This window comes from Marinobacterium sp. xm-m-312 (genome assembly GCF_013283295.1).
Taxonomy (GTDB): Bacteria; Pseudomonadota; Gammaproteobacteria; order Pseudomonadales; family Balneatricaceae; genus Marinobacterium_E.
Window position 1 is genome coordinate 57,061 of sequence record NZ_WBYS01000007.1, and the last position, 17,292, is coordinate 74,352.

Here is a 17,292-nt window from a genome sequence, read left to right on the forward strand (position 1 = left end):
GGTACTAAATGGCAGCCTACGAATACGATGTAGTGGTAATTGGCTCGGGTCCTGCGGGTGAGGGTGCTGCAATGAATGCAGCTAAAAAAGGTCGCCGTGTAGCGGTGATCGAAGAGCAGTCCACAGTCGGCGGTAACTGTACTCATAAAGGTACCATCCCTTCTAAAGCGCTGCGTCACTCCGTTAAACAGATCATCGAGTTCAACACCAACCCAATGTTCCGTGATATCGGTGAACCACGCTGGTTCTCATTTCCTAAAGTGTTAAGTCGTGCCGAGAAGGTGATCTCTAATCAGGTCATGCTACGCACTAACTTCTATGCGCGCAATCGTGTTGATCTCTTCTTTGGTGAAGCCAAGCTGGTTTCAAACAGTGAAGTCAGTATTGTAGGTAATAACGGCAGTGCTGATACGCTCAAAGCGAAAAACATCATCATCGCAACGGGCTCCAGCCCATACTGTCCACCGGATGTTGATTTTAACCACCCACGTATCTACAACTCAGACACTGTGCTTAAACTCTGCCATACACCACGCAATATGGTGATCTACGGTGCCGGTGTTATCGGTTGTGAATACGCCTCTATCTTCAGTGGGTTAGGGGTGAAAGTGGATTTGATCGACAATCGTGATCGTCTTCTATCTTTTCTAGATGGCGAGATCTCTGATGCGTTGAGTTACCACCTACGCAACAACGGCGTCATGATTCGTCACAACGAAGAGTATGACAAGATTGAAGGGACAGAGAACGGTGTCGTAATCACCATGAAGTCTGGTAAGGTCCTTCGTACGGATGCCTTCCTATGGTGTAACGGTCGTACCGGCAATACCGCACAACTTGATCTTGATAAGGTCGGTTTGAAAGCCAACGGTCGCGGACAGTTGGATGTTGATGATCACTACCGTACGGAAGTCGATGGTATCTACGCTGTAGGTGATGTGATCGGCTGGCCTGGCCTGGCATCAGCAGCGCTTGATCAAGGGCGTGCCGCTTCAGAAGATATGTTGGATGCCGATGATTTTCGTTTTGTCAGTGAAGTGCCTTCAGGTATCTATACCATTCCAGAGATCAGCTCGATCGGTAAAACCGAAGAGGAGCTTACCTCGGCAGCGGTACCCTACGAAGTGGGTCAAGCCTTCTTTAAAGATACTGCGCGTGCTCAGATTTCCGGTGAACCCGTTGGTATGCTGAAAATCTTGTTCCACCGTGAATCTCTGGAAATTCTGGGTATCCACTGCTTTGGTGACCAAGCATCCGAGATCATCCACATCGGCCAAGCGATCATGGCACAAGAGGGTGAAGCGAATACTGTGAAGTACTTTGTAAACACCACCTTCAACTACCCAACCATGGCTGAAGCCTACCGTGTTGCTGCTCTTGCGGGCCTAAACCGATTAGAGAGTAAATAAACTATTCTATGGTTGTTAAGAGCGCCTTAGGGCGCTCTTTTTGTTTAAGCCAAAGATCTATAACGGTATAACTAAATTAGCTACAATGGTTCATTACTTCACCGAAGGGGTTTGAACCGTGAGCGAGCTGACACCACTGCATGAGTTAAGGTCTAAAATCGAAGAGATCATCGTCGGCCAAGAGTCTGTGATCGATCGTCTTCTTATTGCGTTACTCAGTGGCGGGCACGTGCTCCTTGAAGGCCCACCGGGTCTAGCTAAGACAACTCTGGTTCATTCTCTCGCCGCGGGAATGAATGCCCGTTTTCAGCGTGTTCAATTTACACCGGATCTTATGCCAGCCGATTTGACTGGCAGTGAAGTGTTCGATGCCAATAGTGGCAGCTTCCGTTTTATCGAAGGACCACTGTTTCATGAGGTGTTACTGGCTGATGAGATCAACCGTGCGCCACCTAAGGTGCAATCTGCACTGTTGGAAGCCATGGCCGAGCATCAAATCACGGTGGCCGGTAAAACCTATCCTCTGCCTCCTGTCTTTATGGTGTTGGCAACTCAAAACCCCCTAGAACAATCGGGTACCTACCCTCTGCCTGAAGCTCAACTGGATCGTTTCCTATTCAAGATCGTATTGGACTACCCAAGCATCGATGAAGAGATCGAGATCACTCGTCGAGCTCGTGCCGCCCAGGAGGGGCATGTCGAGGCCGACATGCAGGCCCTACTGACACCCAGTGAGCTTCTTGCCCTGAGAGAGTCGTTAAACAGTGTCTTTATTGAAGAAAGGGTAGAGCGGTTTGCGATAGAGTTGGTCTCTGCCACTCGTCGATTAAATCAATACATCCCAGAGTGGTGTGGTTATGTGAAAGCGGGTGCGTCGCCCCGCGCGTCGATTGCTCTGCTTCAGGCGGCGACCGCAAGAGCACTACTGAATCAGCGTGATTTTGTGCTTCCTGAGGATATTTATGCGCTTGCCGTTGATGTACTTCGTCATCGCTTGGTACTCAGCTTCTCGGCTAAGGCCGACGGGGTAACTGAAGAGGCAGTGATTCATCGTCTTTTAGAGACGCTCCCCGCGGTTTAACAGGTCTGTTGTGAACAGCTTAGTTGACCAACCACTGCTGACTCCTGATGAGATAGCACAACTGATTGCCTCTGGCGCTGCCTTGGCTTCACAGGTAGTAGGTCAGATTAATCAACGTCTAAACAGTGGTGCTAATAAAGCAGCATTATTAGGCAGTGGTACGGAATTTGATGACCTAAGGGTGTTTCAGTTTGGGGATGACCCTCGAAAGATCGATTGGCGCGCCTCTGCTCGATCTCAAGAGTGGTTAGTTAGATCCTACCGCAGTGAATTTCAGCAACCTCTTCAGTTGGTCGTTGATCGCAACTCAACCATGCGGTTTGGCACAAAGAAGCGTCTGAAAGTCACTCAAGCGGCTAGATTGTCACTCTGGTTAGCAGGTATTTACCATCAGCAAGATTATGCACTGGGTGCGTTTTTATTAGAGCAGAATGCCACTGTGTTTGACTCTAGGGTGGGGGATGACTGGCTCAACCTTCTCTGTGAGGCTTTGGTCTCGCCTGCACCGCCTTCGCAGAATTCAGCGATCAACTGGGATGCTGTTTTAACGCAACTTGTTTCTGATACACCCACCGGTGCTAAAGTCATTTTGATTTCAGATTTTAGATCGTTGAACTCAGATCACCGAGCGCTTTTAACTGAACTATCAGAAAAGAGATCATTGAGCGCGTTCCTCATTTCAGACCCCATGGAGAGAGATCCAAAGGCGCTGTTAGGTCGTGATTTGATCTGGGGTCCTAAGAGGTTCTGTGTCGATGACCAAGAGTCCATCGCTCGTATTCATCAAGCCTACTTGAATCGGTTGTTAGAGATTCAGGATCTAATGTCACAATCAGGCATCCCACTGATTGAGGTCTGTAGTTCGCTCGATCAGTTTACCCTGAGCCTGTTAGGTGGTGAGTATCATGAATGAAGCACCGTTAAGGCTGTTCGATATTTTGCCAATGGTTGACCACTCATCCAATCTGGCACTGACGGCTATACTCTCTCTGACAGTACTATTTACCCTATTTATTGCAATTTGGTACCGCTTTTTTACACCGCTGGCAAAGTTGCAGCGCGCACTATCAAATCAGTTAATGACGCCGCGTCAGGGCTGTCATCAATTAGCGGGAATCATGGTCATTGACACTGCCTTACTACAGGAACTGAACAGGTTGCGGTTTCAACCTGTTGAACCGACACTTGATGAAGTTCAAACATTGATCAAGAGGGCGCGACATGTTCTCTGATTGGGGAATGTTACAACCTCTTTGGTTGTTACTAACGCCTCTGATTTTGATTCTCTTTTGGCGTCGAAGAGACACTGATGCGCCTTGGCCAGACCTACTGCAAAGAGAGAGAGTTCGTTACCCTCTTTATGGCGAACTGACTAATGAACAGCCGGAAGCATCGCAATACCAGCCTCGTCGTGAACGGCTATTGTTGATGTCGATGACATTATTCGTATTGGCTTTGGCGCAACCCGTTGTCTACCGTGACACCATTGAGCTACCAGATCAGAAAGATCCTGTAGACCTAGTGCTATTGGTGGATACTAACATCACGATGGTGCTGAAAGACTATTTTGACGGTCAACAGTCGATTGAAAGAATGAGCCTTACCAAAGAGCTCTTATCAGAGTTCGTTAATGGCTTTCAGGGTAATCGTATTGGCCTAAGTATTATGGGTAACCCTCCCTATCATTGGTTGCCGTTTACCGATGATCGAGACGCCGTGACACAAGCCATTGCTCGTATTAGGGTGACACTCGGCGGGCGTTTAAGCGACATGTCGGCTTCACTCAAGCTGGTCAGTGACAACTATCCAACGGATCTTAATCCTGTCGTTGTGATGGTGACCGACAGCGGTATGCAGTTGGGTGAAACCTCTCCACAAGCTGCTGCGAAAGCCCTAGCTGATGCCGGCTATACTCTCTATGTCATTGCGATAGGCTCGACTGAGCTCTCTCAGGAACAGAAAGCGCGTGCCGGATTTGTCTATGATCCCGTGGACCTCGCTCTGTTGGATGAAGTGGCTAAAGCGGGCGCCGGCAAGATGTTTCACGCTCTGAACATCGATGCTTTTGAAGAGGCTCTGCAAACCATTTCACGTGAGCAGACGACTCAGAATCGATCGATTAATACATTGCCCTTGGTGGAGCCGCTCTACCCCTGGTTTATTCTGTCTGGACTCACGCTGCTGATACTGATCTTTGTTAGGAGGAGCGTCTGATGGTTTATTGGCGCGAACCTCTTCTGCTATGGCTAATGCTATTGCCATTGGCGATTCTCGTTATCTCTACTGTTAGAGAAAAAAGGAGACTGACACAGCTGGTCGATGATGAGCTGCTCCCTTGGGTTCAGCCACCCAGTCGCTCTGGACAGGAGGGGTTAAAGCCGCTCTTATTGTCATCGGTTTGGGCGCTTTTGATCCTTTCATTAGCGGGACCTAGAACCCCCCAATTCATACCAAATGATCTTACATCAGCGCAGGATCGAGTCATTATCCTGTTGGATTATTCAGACTCCATGCGAGCGATAGATGCGCGAGGTCTTCAGGGTGTGGTGCCTCGCATAACTGCAGCCACCGAGCTGGCAAACTCTTGGCTGGACCCTGATGTACAGATCGTTGAGACAGGTCTATTAGCTTTTTCTGGCAGTGCACACTGGCTATTAAAACCGACCATGGACAGTCATCTAATCCAACATTTTCTAGCTCAAGGTGATGAGTTTTATCTGCCCACTCTTGGGAGTAACCTAGTTGAGGCATTGTCGGCCATTCGGTCTCTGCCAAGGGGGCCTGATACAAAAAGCCATATAGTGCTTTTAACGGATGGAGATGTGGCTCTGGAAAACAGCGAGAGCATAGAGTCCGCTCTAGTATCCCTGCATGCCTCTATGCCGATGACACTGAATCTAATCGGGTTGGGCAGTGGAGAGCCTACTCAAGTTCCCGGTCACCCTTCGGCAAACACTCAAATGAACAGCACCTTTCTTAAGTCACTGGCGTCACTGCATCCCGATTTTAGTTACAGGACATCGGAATCCTTGCTTGGGCAGCCGTTGCTAAAGTGGCTCAATATTGAGTCTAGGCGCATCACTCCAGAGAACTACGCCCGAGTTGTCTGGTCTGAGTGGTTTTCGATACCGCTTTTGATAGCACTTCTGCTCATAGTCGTTCTCATTCATCGTTCACCAACGAGGTGGTCGAATGGTTAGTCTCAAGCGAGCGGCACTCTTCGGTTATGGCTTACTTTTGCTGTTAGTGATACTGATCTATTGGGTGGTGCCACAGTTTATTGAACCTTCGAAATATGAATCACAATTTCAGCAAGCAGAAGCCTGCTATCGTAAGCAAGATTGGAAGTGCGCGCAGCTCAACTTTGCGGCGGCTGTCTGGTCCTCTGAATCGGATATTGATCGTGGGATTGCACTGTTTAACCTGGCAAATGCTCACTTTTACCGCGGCGAATACACACAAGCTAAGTTGCTCTACCAAGAGGCTGAAGAGTTTGGGGTGGATGCGGAAAAAATAGCGGTGAATCTATCGTTCGCGCGTTCACTCGAAGCATCAATGAAGCAGCTGTTATTGGATATTCAAAAGAGTGCCGAGAAAGCCGATTGGCATAACGCTTCAGGTAACCTACCGATCGACCTTTTGGATCAGGTGGCAGAAGGTGTCTACCTTGGTGTCAGTCAGGAGCTTCCGGAAAACATACTTAACCTATCGGCCGATCAGGTCAAACCCCTGTTAATGGCCTCCATCGATCAGCATTTAGGCAGGCAGAGCGAGCTGGAGTACCAGCCACGCTGGATCAGAACTGAATCGACCGACTCCGGAACGACTGCAGAGTTATTGAGTCGTGTGATGCGCCTTGAGTTAGATTTACCTAATAGCATCGATCCAACTCCTATCAAAGTGGAGGGGGAACGGCCGTGGTAAAACTGTTATTGATGCTCGTCTTCAGCATCGGGCAGCTTCATGCTGCCAACTTGTCTATCCTGCCTGAAAAAGATCAGATCGAGCAGGGCCGCTCTGTGATAGTCAATATCCTCTATGTTGGCCCCACCTCGCCAGATGAGTTGAATGTTAAGCGTTGGCAAACTCAGGTGTTTACAGAAAAAGGTTATCGTAAAGAGAGAGAATTGCCCGATGGGCAGGTAGAAGTAAAGCAGCGCCTTACACTCTTTCCAAGACAATCAGGTCTGCTAACCTTGGGCCCCCTAGCATTGGGTGGGGCTAAATCGCAGCGTTTTAATCTGATGGTGACACCTGCGGTGGTTAATAATGTAGACATTACACCTATCTGGGACACACTGCCGGAACAGATCTGGCAAGGCGAATCCATTGAGAGTTGTGTGAGTATGCCGTTATCTGAGCAACGCAACCGTATTAAGATTGAGTCGCTGGAAATTCCGGGAATCTCTGCAGTGCAGACACTATCCAGAACAGGTTTATTTGAGGAGCAGCTCATCGCAAAACGGTGTTGGCGCTTCTCTGCCCAACAGTCTGGAAATTACCTCATTGAGTTACCACCCATTATCCAACGAGGGCGTGGCCGGTGGACTTTCTATCTACCAGCTCAGGTTATTGAAGTCTTACCTCTGCCAAGCTATCTGCCAAACAGCATCAGTATCGGCAAGCCGAATATTGAGGTACAGCAGGGTGAGCTTGGTTGGCGAATCAGTGTCCAGGTGGTTGCAGGGTCTTCGGCGCAAACCTTATGGGGTGTAAGAAGTGCGCTAGCCAGAGCGATGGCTATTTCTACAGATCAAATCATAGATTCTGAGGGTGAATTTTTTGTCCCCTATAAGCGCTGGTCGTTTGGCCAGATTGTCACAGTAAAACTCCCTTTCTTTAATACACTAACGGGGCGATTAGACACAGTTGATCTGCTGCTTAAAGCGCCCTGGAAATTGCCAATGACCGCCATTGTGCTCTTATCGATAATCGCTGTCGCTATCCTCATTAAAGTGACTCTTTTAGCGGGAGCATTTAGGCAAAGAAGAGCGAGAGTAAAGGCGTTTAAACGTGCGATCTACTCAGCAACGACGGCTGATCAGCTTAGATCACTCGTGTTAGCGAGTGGTTGTGCTGGGGCAGAGGGTAGCGAGCGTTATAAAACCCTTCAACACTGGGCCGATGCGCAAGGTGATCAAGAGGCGACTTGGCTAGCTCACAGCATTAACCAATTGGCTTTTTCTAAAAGCGATCAAGCGCCTCTTGAAGAGATAAAACGAACATTGATCAATCGATTAACTCTCTAGTTTGTTAACCGGTTGATCACAATTTTAAAGTTCACCCTCTGCTCTTAGCATTTCTATATCCCAATTTATTTCTAAATTGCCATATCAATTGGCACAAAACCTGCATTGTTAATTACAAACAGTCTTCAATTTCGAGATTTATGACTGAAATAGCAATTGAGGTTTTTAAATGCATCCAAATGATGTTGATCCACTACTAGAGTCTTTACTGGCTTTAGCGCGTATTTATGGCATCACCGCGACTGAAGAGACTCTAACAGCGGGTCTACCTCTAGTGGATGATCGGTTAACACCGTCAGTTTTCCCTCGTGCAGCTGAACGTGCCAAATTGACGACACGTATCGTTAATAAAACCTTGGAGGAGATGACAACTAACCATCTTTTGCCGGCTATTCTGTTAACAAAAGATAATAAAGCACTCGTATTGCTTGGTTGGAGTCAGGATGAAGATGAACTAGAGGTGATCCTTCCTGAACTAGGTCATGCCAAATCGACGATCAGCCGATCTGAACTAAATGCCATTTACACGGGCCACGCCATTTTGGCGCGTCCCGTGTTTCAAATAGATAACAATCTAAAATCAAATCGTCTTAAACAGCAAAAAGGACACTGGTTCTGGTCAGCTATTCGCGAAAATAGAGCAGTCTACCGTGATGTCCTGTTGGCAGCCCTGTTTATTAATCTCTTCGCATTAGTTGTTCCAATATTTACCATGAACGTCTACGACCGCGTTGTACCAAACCACGCCGTTGAGACGCTGTGGATGTTGGCGGCCGGAGTAGGGGTTGTATTGGTTGCTGATGCCTTTTTGAAAACGATCCGCTCTCACTTCTTGGATTTGGCATCTAGGCGTGTTGATGTGCGCCTATCCGCACTGATAATGGAACGTGTTTTAGGCTTACGCTTAGACGCTAAACCCAACTCAGTGGGCTCTTTTGCCTCTAACTTGCGCTCATTTGAATCGGTGCGAGAATTCATTACCTCTGCTTCAGTAAATACCCTAATAGATCTGCCATTTTCGATTATATTTCTAATGGTCATTGCCTGGATTGCACCGCCTATTGTTATTCCTGTCGTAGTCGCGATTGGTTTAGTTGTTCTGTATGCGTTAATCACGCAATCACGTTTACGCCGTTTAACTGAAACCATGCACGTAGCCAGCGCCATGCGGAACTCGACACTGGTTGAATCCCTGGTCGGCCTGGAGACCCTAAAATCAATGGGTGCAGAGGGGCGTATGCAGCGAAAATGGGAAAGCACCACCTCTTATATTGCACGAGTGGGTATTCAGCTGCGCAAACTATCGACCTCTAGCATCTCCTTCACACAATGGGCACAACAGACCTGTGCCGTTGCGGTCATTGTTTACGGCGTCTACTTAATCACCGCTGCAGAGTTGAGTATGGGCGGCTTAATTGCGGTGAATATGCTGGCATCTCGTGCACTAGCACCGTTTGCGCAAATGGCCGGCCTCATACTGCAATACCACAATGCCGCCACTGCGCTCGACTCGTTAGAAGAGATTATGTCTAAACCGGTTGAGCGCTCGGAAGATCGCCAACTCCTCACGCGCGATCATCTCAAGGGTGATTTGGTTTTCAGTAATGTCAGCTTTGCTTATCCAGAATCAGACGTCGGCGCCTTGCGTGATGCCTCATTAAGCGTCAACCAAGGTGAGACGGTGGTGGTGCTTGGGCGTGTAGGTAGTGGTAAATCGACCCTGCTAAAAATGGCGATGGGCCTTTATACCCCAAGTGAAGGCTCGGTCACTATCGATGGCATTGATCTTCGTCAGTTGGATCCTGCTGATCTTCGCACCCGTGTAGGGTATGTGCCTCAAGAGGCCGTGCTGTTCCGTGGCACCTTGCGAGAAAACCTAATGCTTGCGCAGCTGCACGTGACCGATGCTGACCTAATGCAAGCGGCTGAAATGGCCGGAATTGATGAGTTTATAAAGCGTCACCCTAAAGGGCTAGACATGGAAGTCGGTGAGCGCGGTGAAGCACTATCCGGCGGTCAGCGAAAGGGGGTGGTATTGGCACGTGCGCTGGTTCATAAACCGAACGTGATGTTCATGGATGAACCGACCGGATCAATGGACCACTCAACAGAAGCAGCGGTGGTTAAAAACCTAGCCGAATATCGAAAGGGTCGAACCCTCTTTTTGATAACACACCGCACGTCACTGCTCGATTTGGCCGATCGCATCGTGGTGGTTGATAACGGCAAAGTGGTTGCTAATGGACCTCGAGACAATGTCATAGAAGCGCTGCGCCAAGGCAAAGTGGGGAGGGCTTCGTAATGAAAGATCAAAAAATAGATAGCCAGCTTCAAGCGATTGATGAGCAGTTTAACTGGGGGGCGGATGTAAATCGCGCCTATGCGGAACAGTCCCCCCTGCGTTTGAGGGGGCTGCTCTACATGCTTATGTTGCTGGTGATCGTACTGGTCGCCTGGGCCTACTATGCAGAAGTGGATGAGGTGACGCGTGGAGAAGCGCGTGTCATACCGGCACAACAAGTACAGATTATCCAATCGCAAGATGGTGGACTGGTTCAAGAGATACACATTAAAGAGGGTGACGTCGTCACAAAAGATCAGCTATTGATCAGTCTAGATGCAACCCGAACAGGATCTCAGCTACGGGAAAGTCGAGCAGAACTTCTTGCGTTACAGGTAAAAGCTGAGCGTTTATCCGCTGTAGCTAATGGAACCGTCTTTACGCCCAGCGAAGCGTTAAGTGCCCAAGTTCCGATGATCGTTCTACAAGAGCAACAGTTGTTTACATCCAATACAAACCGCTTAGAGACGATTAAAACTATAGCGAGCGAGCAGCTGAATCAGCGTCGACAGGAAGTGGATGAACTAGAAGCGCGCCGTCGTCAATTAACGGAATCACTCAAGTTGGCTAAGCGTGAACTAGAAGTAACGCGCCCCTTGGTTAAAACCGGTGCCGTCTCCGAGGTGGAACTACTGCGTTTGCAGCGAGAAGTAAACCAGTTTAGTGGTGAATTAGAGCAGGCAAAATCACAAATTCAACGCTCTAAATTTGCCATTACCGAAGCCGAAAACAATTTACGCGATGTTGAACTATCCTTCTTTAATGAGATTCAAGAAGAGCTAGCAAGGACCACTGCCCGCGTGAACGCACTCACTGAAACCGATAGCGCACTGTCTGACCGAGTTAATCAGACACAGATCTATTCGCCGGTGACCGGTACCGTAAAGCAGCTCTACTTCAATACACGTGGCGGTGTGATCAGTGCAGGCCAAGAGATAGCCGAGATTGTCCCGCTGGATGATAGCCTGTTATTGGAGGTGAAAATTCAGCCGCGTGACATCGCATTCTTACGCCCTGGGCAAGAGACCGTGGTTAAGTTTACCGCCTACGATTTCGTTATTTATGGCGGATTAACAGGGATTGTGGAGCAGATCGGTGCCGACAGTATCATTGATGAAGAGGGCAATGCCTTCTACAACGTCACAGTGCGCACGACAGAATCCTTCAACCGAGACGACATGCCCATTATCCCGGGTATGGTGGCTGAGGTGGATGTCTTAACTGGCAAAAAGTCAGTACTTAATTACCTTGCTAAACCAATATTGCGTGCCAAGCAGTACGCCCTTACGGAGCGCTAATGAAGAGTATATTCTTCGGCTACCGCAATGGCCTACGGGACAACTGGAAATTAGCCTTTCCTGATGCTCAGGTCGGCAGTGATTCTGCCGATAGTTTGCAAGCAAAGTTAGTCTGGTTGGATATAAGTGCGTTTGAAAACCACGATGCTGCGCCTTGGGTAACCTCTTTCTTAGGAAATGGTCGTAAAGTGATTGTGATGTCCTCTTCACCAAATGATGAACAGGCCTACAGCATGATGAGTATTGGTGCCTCAGGTTATTGTCATGCGCTGGCCGTAGAGACTCAGTTACAAGAGATTGCTGATGTCGTCAGCAAAGAGGGACTTTGGGTAGGCCCAGGCGTTTTGCAACGCATTATGGGAATTGCCAATAAAGTAGCATCACTAAGAACGGGAAAGCCCCCGGTTAATCCTGCTCTTTCGGTATTAACTGCAAAAGAGTTAGAAGTGGCAGCCGATGTAGCCGCCGGTGCAAACAATAAAGAGATCGCTGAAAAGCGTTATATGTCAGAGCGTACAGTTAAGTCCCATCTCACCTCTATATTTCAAAAGCTTAATGTGCGTGATCGCGTTCAATTAGCCCTTCTGATGAATGGTGTGCCGTTCAAAACGGAACAAGCAAGCTAGCCTTTAACTTGGCACGCTTCCTGCATTTCACATCCTAAGCGGCAGAAAAAGTCTGCCCAAAAGTACGATGTATAGAAATAGAGCACAACCTAGTATGAGTTCAAAGAACTCTAATTAGCTCTCTAAGCAGGATGACAAAATGGCCAACCCAGTTATTGCTACCGTTCAATCAGTTACAGCACCTATCACCGTTCGCGATGAGGCAGGTGCTCTTCGTCAAGTAACCACCGGTGATCAGCTTCGCTTAGGTGAAGTGGTATTAACCGAGAATGGGCAATCAGCCAATATCTTAATGACAGATGGCACGGCCGCAACACTAACGGGTGCTAAAGAGACGCTCATATCAAACGACTTAATGTCTGAAACGGCCAGCACAGCAGGCGAAGCTGCGATTAGCGAAGCAAGCCTGGATCAGCTAATTAACGAAATCAGTGATCAGGTAACGACCAACACCCCAGAAGCGGAGCAAATTCTAGCCGCGTTGCAAGGTGAGGGTACGCTAGATGACGTATTAGAAGAGACTGCAGCCGGTCTAACAGGAGAAGGTGAAGGGGAAGGCCACTCTTTCGTCATCCTAGATCGCGTCGATGAACAGATAGATCTAGCACTGACCACAACCACTCCTTTTATTGCTGCAGAAGATCAAGAGCCATTTGAAGGAGTGCAAATCGCAAGCCTCAACTTGGATGCTAATGCTCCAGTTGCAGAAGCTGTTGAAAATACTGGCGCTGAAGACGCTGAATCAATAAGCATTACCCTTAAAGGCAGCGATGTAGATGTTAACGACAGCGTTGAGAGCTTTACATTAAGTGGCTTGCCAACAAACGGCAAACTTTACACTGATGCTAACTTGACTACTTTGGCAGAGGTAGACACAAGCTACGCTGCAAGTAGTGAAGAGCTCACTCTTTACTTTGTACCCAACGCAGACTGGAATGGTGAAACAACCTTTGACTATACCGCTAACGATGGGGAGTTAGATTCATTAGCGGCGACGGCTAAGATTATTGTTACGCCGGTGAACGATGCACCTGAATTTACACCTGGTGACACCACCATTGGTGATGACGCTGGCGTTGTTCAAGAAAATGTGACCCTCACAACGTCAGGTACATTAAGCATCACGGATGCTGATGCAGGCGAAGAGACCTTCCAACCAGAAACTGACAAAGCAGGCACCTACGGTTCATTAACGTTGTCTGCCAATGGCAACTGGACCTACACCCTCGACAATGCCAATGCTGACGTACAAGCCCTGTCAGCCGGTGATGAACTGAGCGAATCTTTTGATGTTGTGTCTGTTGATGGTTCAGTCACGCAAGTGGCGATCACCATTCAAGGTACTAACGACGTGCCTGCATTGACCGGCGATACCGGTTCAGTGACTGAAGACACCACATTAAGCACCAGCGGCAATGTGACCATTGCCGATACCGACACGGGCGAATCAAGCTTTGCACCACAAGCGAGCACCGCAGGCACCTACGGCACCTTCACTCTGGCTGCCGACGGCGCCTGGTCATATGACCTTGATAACGCCAATGGCGACGTACAAGCGCTCGGCGCGGGAGACAGCCTGACCGAAAGCTTCACCGTGACCAGTGCAGATGGCACCGCGACTGAAACTGTGACCATTACCATCAATGGCACTAACGACGTACCTTCTATCACATCTGATGCACAAAACGGTGCTGTTAAAGAAGACGTGACACTGACTGCAACAGGCATGGTGACTTCACATGATGTTGATGATTCAGCAACAGCAACGTTCTCAGGCGATGCTACGGGCAACTATGGCAGTTTTGTGGTTGATGCCGAAACCGGTGAGTGGACTTACACCTTTGATAACGAACAGTCTTTAGCTGAAGGTGAAGAGCATACAGAAACATTCACCGTGACAGTGACTGATGATCAGGGTGCGACCACTACCCAAGATGTGACTATTACCGTGACAGGTACCAACGATGCACCAATTATAGCGAATGATACAGATTGGATTTTAGAAGGTTCAAATAGTGGCTATACCCTTGGTCGCGCAGGCGGCAACGTTCTTGAATCACTTGACCAATCATTTGGCGCACCATCGGGTACTTTTGCAACCGTAGCTGATAGTGACATCGATAATGATACCACTTTAACTATTACCGCGATTGAAGGTAGCGAGGTAGCTGCAGGTAGCGATATACATGACGACAATGGTACAAGTGTCGATGGTAAATATGGCACCCTGGTAATGTATTCCAATGGTGAATATCGTTATTTCTTAGATAACAGCAATGCTACGGTCGATGGCTTAACCGCTGATGATACGCTGACGGATGAGGTTTTCACTTACACCGTATCTGATGGTATTGATACCAGTACAGCAACGCTGACTATGACAATATTTGGATCAAATGATCTGCCAACGGTTACTGGTGATTCAGGCTCCGTGACAGAAGATACAATGCTGAGTACCAGTGGTTCAGTGACTATCGATGATCCAGATGCTGGTGAGTCTAACTTTGTGCCACAGCCTAGCACGGCAGGTACCTACGGCACCTTCACCCTAGCTGCCGATGGCGACTGGTCATACGACGTGGATAACGCCAATGGCGACGTACAAGCCTTGGGTGCAGGCGATACCCTGACCGAAAGCTTCACCGTCACCAGTGCCGATGGCACCGCGACTGAAACTGTCACCATTACCATCAATGGCACTAATGATGCGGCGACTATTACAACGACGGACTCTGCAGTAACTGAAAACGATACGCTGACTACGTTGACCGACAGCGGCACGTTGACCGTGGTTGATCCAGACCAAGGTGAAAGTGGTGTTGCATCGGTTGAGATGACAGGCCGTGTTAACAGCAATACCGATGATGCTGGCACAGCAGAGCTAGGTGGCTTGACGGTTAATGCGAATGGCACCTACACCTTCAATGTTGCGAATGCGGCTGTGAATTACCTGGCAACGGGTGAGACCATCACCCAAACGTACACAGTGACGACCACCGATGGCAGTACAGAGACCTTCGATGTTGTGATCACCGGCACCAATGATGCGGCGACTGTAGGTGATGCGAGTAAAGACCTGGATGAAACCGATGTGGCCTTGACCACCTCAGGCACGATCAGCATCAGCGATGCGGATGATGGCGAAGCTCAAGTACAAGCGTTCACCAATGCCGCTGGAGATAACGGTTACGGTACGTTCACGGTTGATGCAGATGGCAACTGGAGCTTCACTGCGAACAGCGCGTTCGATGAGTTGAATGCTGGTGATGAAATCACCGACACCATTACGGTGACCAGTGCTGATGGCACGGATACTGGTGTGATCACCGTTAAGATCACCGGCACCAATGATGCGGCGACTGTAGGTGATGCGAGCAAAGACCTGGATGAAACCGATGTGGCCTTGACCACCTCAGGCACGATCAGCATCAGCGATGCGGATGATGGCGAAGCTCAAGTACAAGCGTTCACCAATGCCGCTGGAGATAACGGTTACGGTACGTTCACGGTTGATGCAGATGGCAACTGGAGCTTCACTGCGAACAGCGCGTTCGATGAGTTGAATGCTGGTGATGAAATCACCGACACCATTACGGTGACCAGTGCTGATGGCACGGATACTGGTGTGATCACCGTTAAGATCACCGGCACCAATGATGCGGCGACTATTACAACGACGGACTCTGCAGTAACTGAAAACGATGCGCTGACTACTTTGACCGACAGCGGTACGTTGACCGTGGTTGATCCAGACCAAGGTGAAAGTGGTGTTGCATCGGTTGAGATGACAGGCCGTGTTAACAGCAATACCGCTGATGCAGGCACAGCAGAGCTAGGTGGTGTGACGGTTAATACCGATGGCACCTACACCTTCAATGTTGCGAATGCGGATGTGAATTACCTGGCAGCGGGTGAGACCATCACACAAACGTACACAGTGACTACCACCGATGGCAGCACTGAGACCTTCGATGTTGTGATCACAGGCACCAATGACGGCCCTGTCGCGGTAAATGATGACTTGGGCGTTATTCGAGATGATTCAACATCTACGTTCTCTTTTGCAGAGTTGTTGGCAAACGATTCTGATCCTGACGGTGATGTTCTGACCATAACAGGTATAAGCAACGTAGTGGGCGGTACAGCAACTTTAGTTGATACTGACAGCGATGGTACGTTGGACTCGGTATCCTTTGTACCAACAGATATTTCAGCGGATGCCCCTGGATCTTTTGATTACACGATTAGTGATGGCAATGGTGGAACCGATTCAGCAACGGCTAACTTTGTGATTAATGATATTCCTATCACATACACTGGTGATGCTGCTTGGCAAATGAAGGCAGCAGGGAATAAATCTAGTTATGATCTCAAACCAAAAATAAGTAATGGAGAATCCATTACTTTCTCTCCTAATGGTGATATTTATTGGGATTTGGTGGTTTCCGGAACTAATGTCGATATTAACGATATATCAGTGAGTGGTTTATCCGCGAGCGGGTTTGTTTCAAATACAAAAATCATTGCTGAAAATGGTTCAAATACAATCGTTAGGGTTTACATCATAAATGGCAACGACACTGCTCAGGATGCTGATAACTCAGGAAGCTTCCAGTTTAGCATTGACTTCGCTAATGGTTCAGGTTTGTCTACTACAAATGTGATGTTAGTAAGTTCTGATACTTATGTTGTAGCTCATAATGATGGCAGTAATTTATATGACATAGATGAAAATCCACAGTTATTAAGCGACCTAGAGTCGATTGATATTTATTACGACGAAAGTGGTGTCAGTAATACTATGGATTATTCCGGTTCTGTAGATGACATTATTATACTTGCACGAAATGGTTCTGATGTGATTAAAGGCGGTTCCGGAGATGATGTCTTACTCGGCGAACGCGATAATGACCAGTTATATGGTGGTTTGGGCGATGATGTTTTAACTGGTAATTCGGGTGATGATGTCTTTGCTTGGAACCTTGCAGATAGTGATCCAAACAATCCATCGAGTGATGTTATTACTGATTTTGGAACTGGGAATGACGCTATCGATATTTCTGATCTATTAGGAAATATGACTGATGGAGCAGATATTACGAGCTTTATATCAGTTACAGAAGATAGTGGCAGCACAGTTGTTAAAATCAGCACTTCTGGTGATTTAGATACCTCTTACGATCAACAAATCACGCTGAATAGTGTTGATATTACTGGTGGTGAGACTGATCAAGCTACTTTGATTCAGGATCTACTAAACAGCGGCAAACTCATCATCGACTAGGGAA

Annotated in this window: 12 protein-coding genes; all 12 read left to right on the forward strand. The window is 48.2% G+C overall.

Annotation, left to right across the window (positions count from 1 at the left end; translation table 11 throughout):
- The first annotated feature begins 8 nt into the window (after nucleotides 1-8).
- The 12 genes from sthA (at nucleotide 9) to XMM312_RS09820 (ending at nucleotide 17,288) form a co-directional block, all read left to right on the forward strand.
- The gene (gene sthA / locus XMM312_RS09765) at nucleotides 9-1,409 is read left to right on the forward strand and encodes a Si-specific NAD(P)(+) transhydrogenase (protein ID WP_173482071.1); all 1,401 of its coding nucleotides are present in this window, start codon (nucleotides 9-11) and stop codon (nucleotides 1,407-1,409) included.
- Nucleotides 1,410-1,527: 118 nt separating this feature from the next.
- Nucleotides 1,528-2,490 (forward strand): MoxR family ATPase, encoded by a 963-nt coding sequence (locus XMM312_RS09770; protein WP_173482070.1) that lies wholly within the window; start codon nucleotides 1,528-1,530, stop codon nucleotides 2,488-2,490.
- A 10-nt stretch (nucleotides 2,491-2,500) separates the two neighbouring features.
- Nucleotides 2,501-3,403, forward strand: a complete 903-nt coding sequence (locus tag XMM312_RS09775) for a DUF58 domain-containing protein (RefSeq protein WP_173482069.1) — start codon at nucleotides 2,501-2,503, stop codon at nucleotides 3,401-3,403.
- Nucleotides 3,396-3,722: a hypothetical protein gene (locus XMM312_RS09780; protein ID WP_173482068.1), complete on the forward strand. Its 327-nt coding sequence runs from the start codon at nucleotides 3,396-3,398 to the stop codon at nucleotides 3,720-3,722. Before XMM312_RS09775 ends, XMM312_RS09780 begins: the two co-directional genes overlap by 8 nt.
- 7 nt (nucleotides 3,723-3,729) lie before the next feature.
- Nucleotides 3,730-4,704: a VWA domain-containing protein gene (locus XMM312_RS09785; RefSeq protein ID WP_173489148.1), complete on the forward strand. Its 975-nt coding sequence runs from the start codon at nucleotides 3,730-3,732 to the stop codon at nucleotides 4,702-4,704.
- Nucleotides 4,704-5,690, forward strand: coding sequence for a VWA domain-containing protein (locus tag XMM312_RS09790; RefSeq protein WP_173489149.1), 987 nt, complete (start codon nucleotides 4,704-4,706; stop codon nucleotides 5,688-5,690). Before XMM312_RS09785 ends, XMM312_RS09790 begins: the two co-directional genes overlap by 1 nt.
- Nucleotides 5,683-6,414: a hypothetical protein gene (locus XMM312_RS09795; protein ID WP_173489150.1), complete on the forward strand. Its 732-nt coding sequence runs from the start codon at nucleotides 5,683-5,685 to the stop codon at nucleotides 6,412-6,414. The genes XMM312_RS09790 and XMM312_RS09795 overlap by 8 nt, the downstream gene beginning before the upstream one ends.
- Nucleotides 6,408-7,739, forward strand: coding sequence for a hypothetical protein (locus tag XMM312_RS09800; RefSeq protein ID WP_173489151.1), 1,332 nt, complete (start codon nucleotides 6,408-6,410; stop codon nucleotides 7,737-7,739). Before XMM312_RS09795 ends, XMM312_RS09800 begins: the two co-directional genes overlap by 7 nt.
- 169 nt (nucleotides 7,740-7,908) lie before the next feature.
- On the forward strand, nucleotides 7,909-10,041 hold the full coding sequence (locus XMM312_RS09805; RefSeq protein ID WP_173489152.1) for a type I secretion system permease/ATPase: 2,133 nt from the start codon (nucleotides 7,909-7,911) through the stop codon (nucleotides 10,039-10,041).
- Nucleotides 10,041-11,378 (forward strand): HlyD family type I secretion periplasmic adaptor subunit, encoded by a 1,338-nt coding sequence (locus tag XMM312_RS09810; protein ID WP_173489153.1) that lies wholly within the window; start codon nucleotides 10,041-10,043, stop codon nucleotides 11,376-11,378. The genes XMM312_RS09805 and XMM312_RS09810 overlap by 1 nt, the downstream gene beginning before the upstream one ends.
- Entirely contained in the window at nucleotides 11,378-12,004 is a 627-nt protein-coding gene (locus XMM312_RS09815; RefSeq protein WP_173489154.1) for a response regulator transcription factor, read from the forward strand. The genes XMM312_RS09810 and XMM312_RS09815 overlap by 1 nt, the downstream gene beginning before the upstream one ends.
- Nucleotides 12,005-12,143: 139 nt before the next feature.
- Entirely contained in the window at nucleotides 12,144-17,288 is a 5,145-nt protein-coding gene (locus tag XMM312_RS09820) for an S-layer family protein (RefSeq protein ID WP_173489155.1), read from the forward strand.
- The last annotated feature ends 4 nt before the right edge of the window (nucleotides 17,289-17,292 follow it).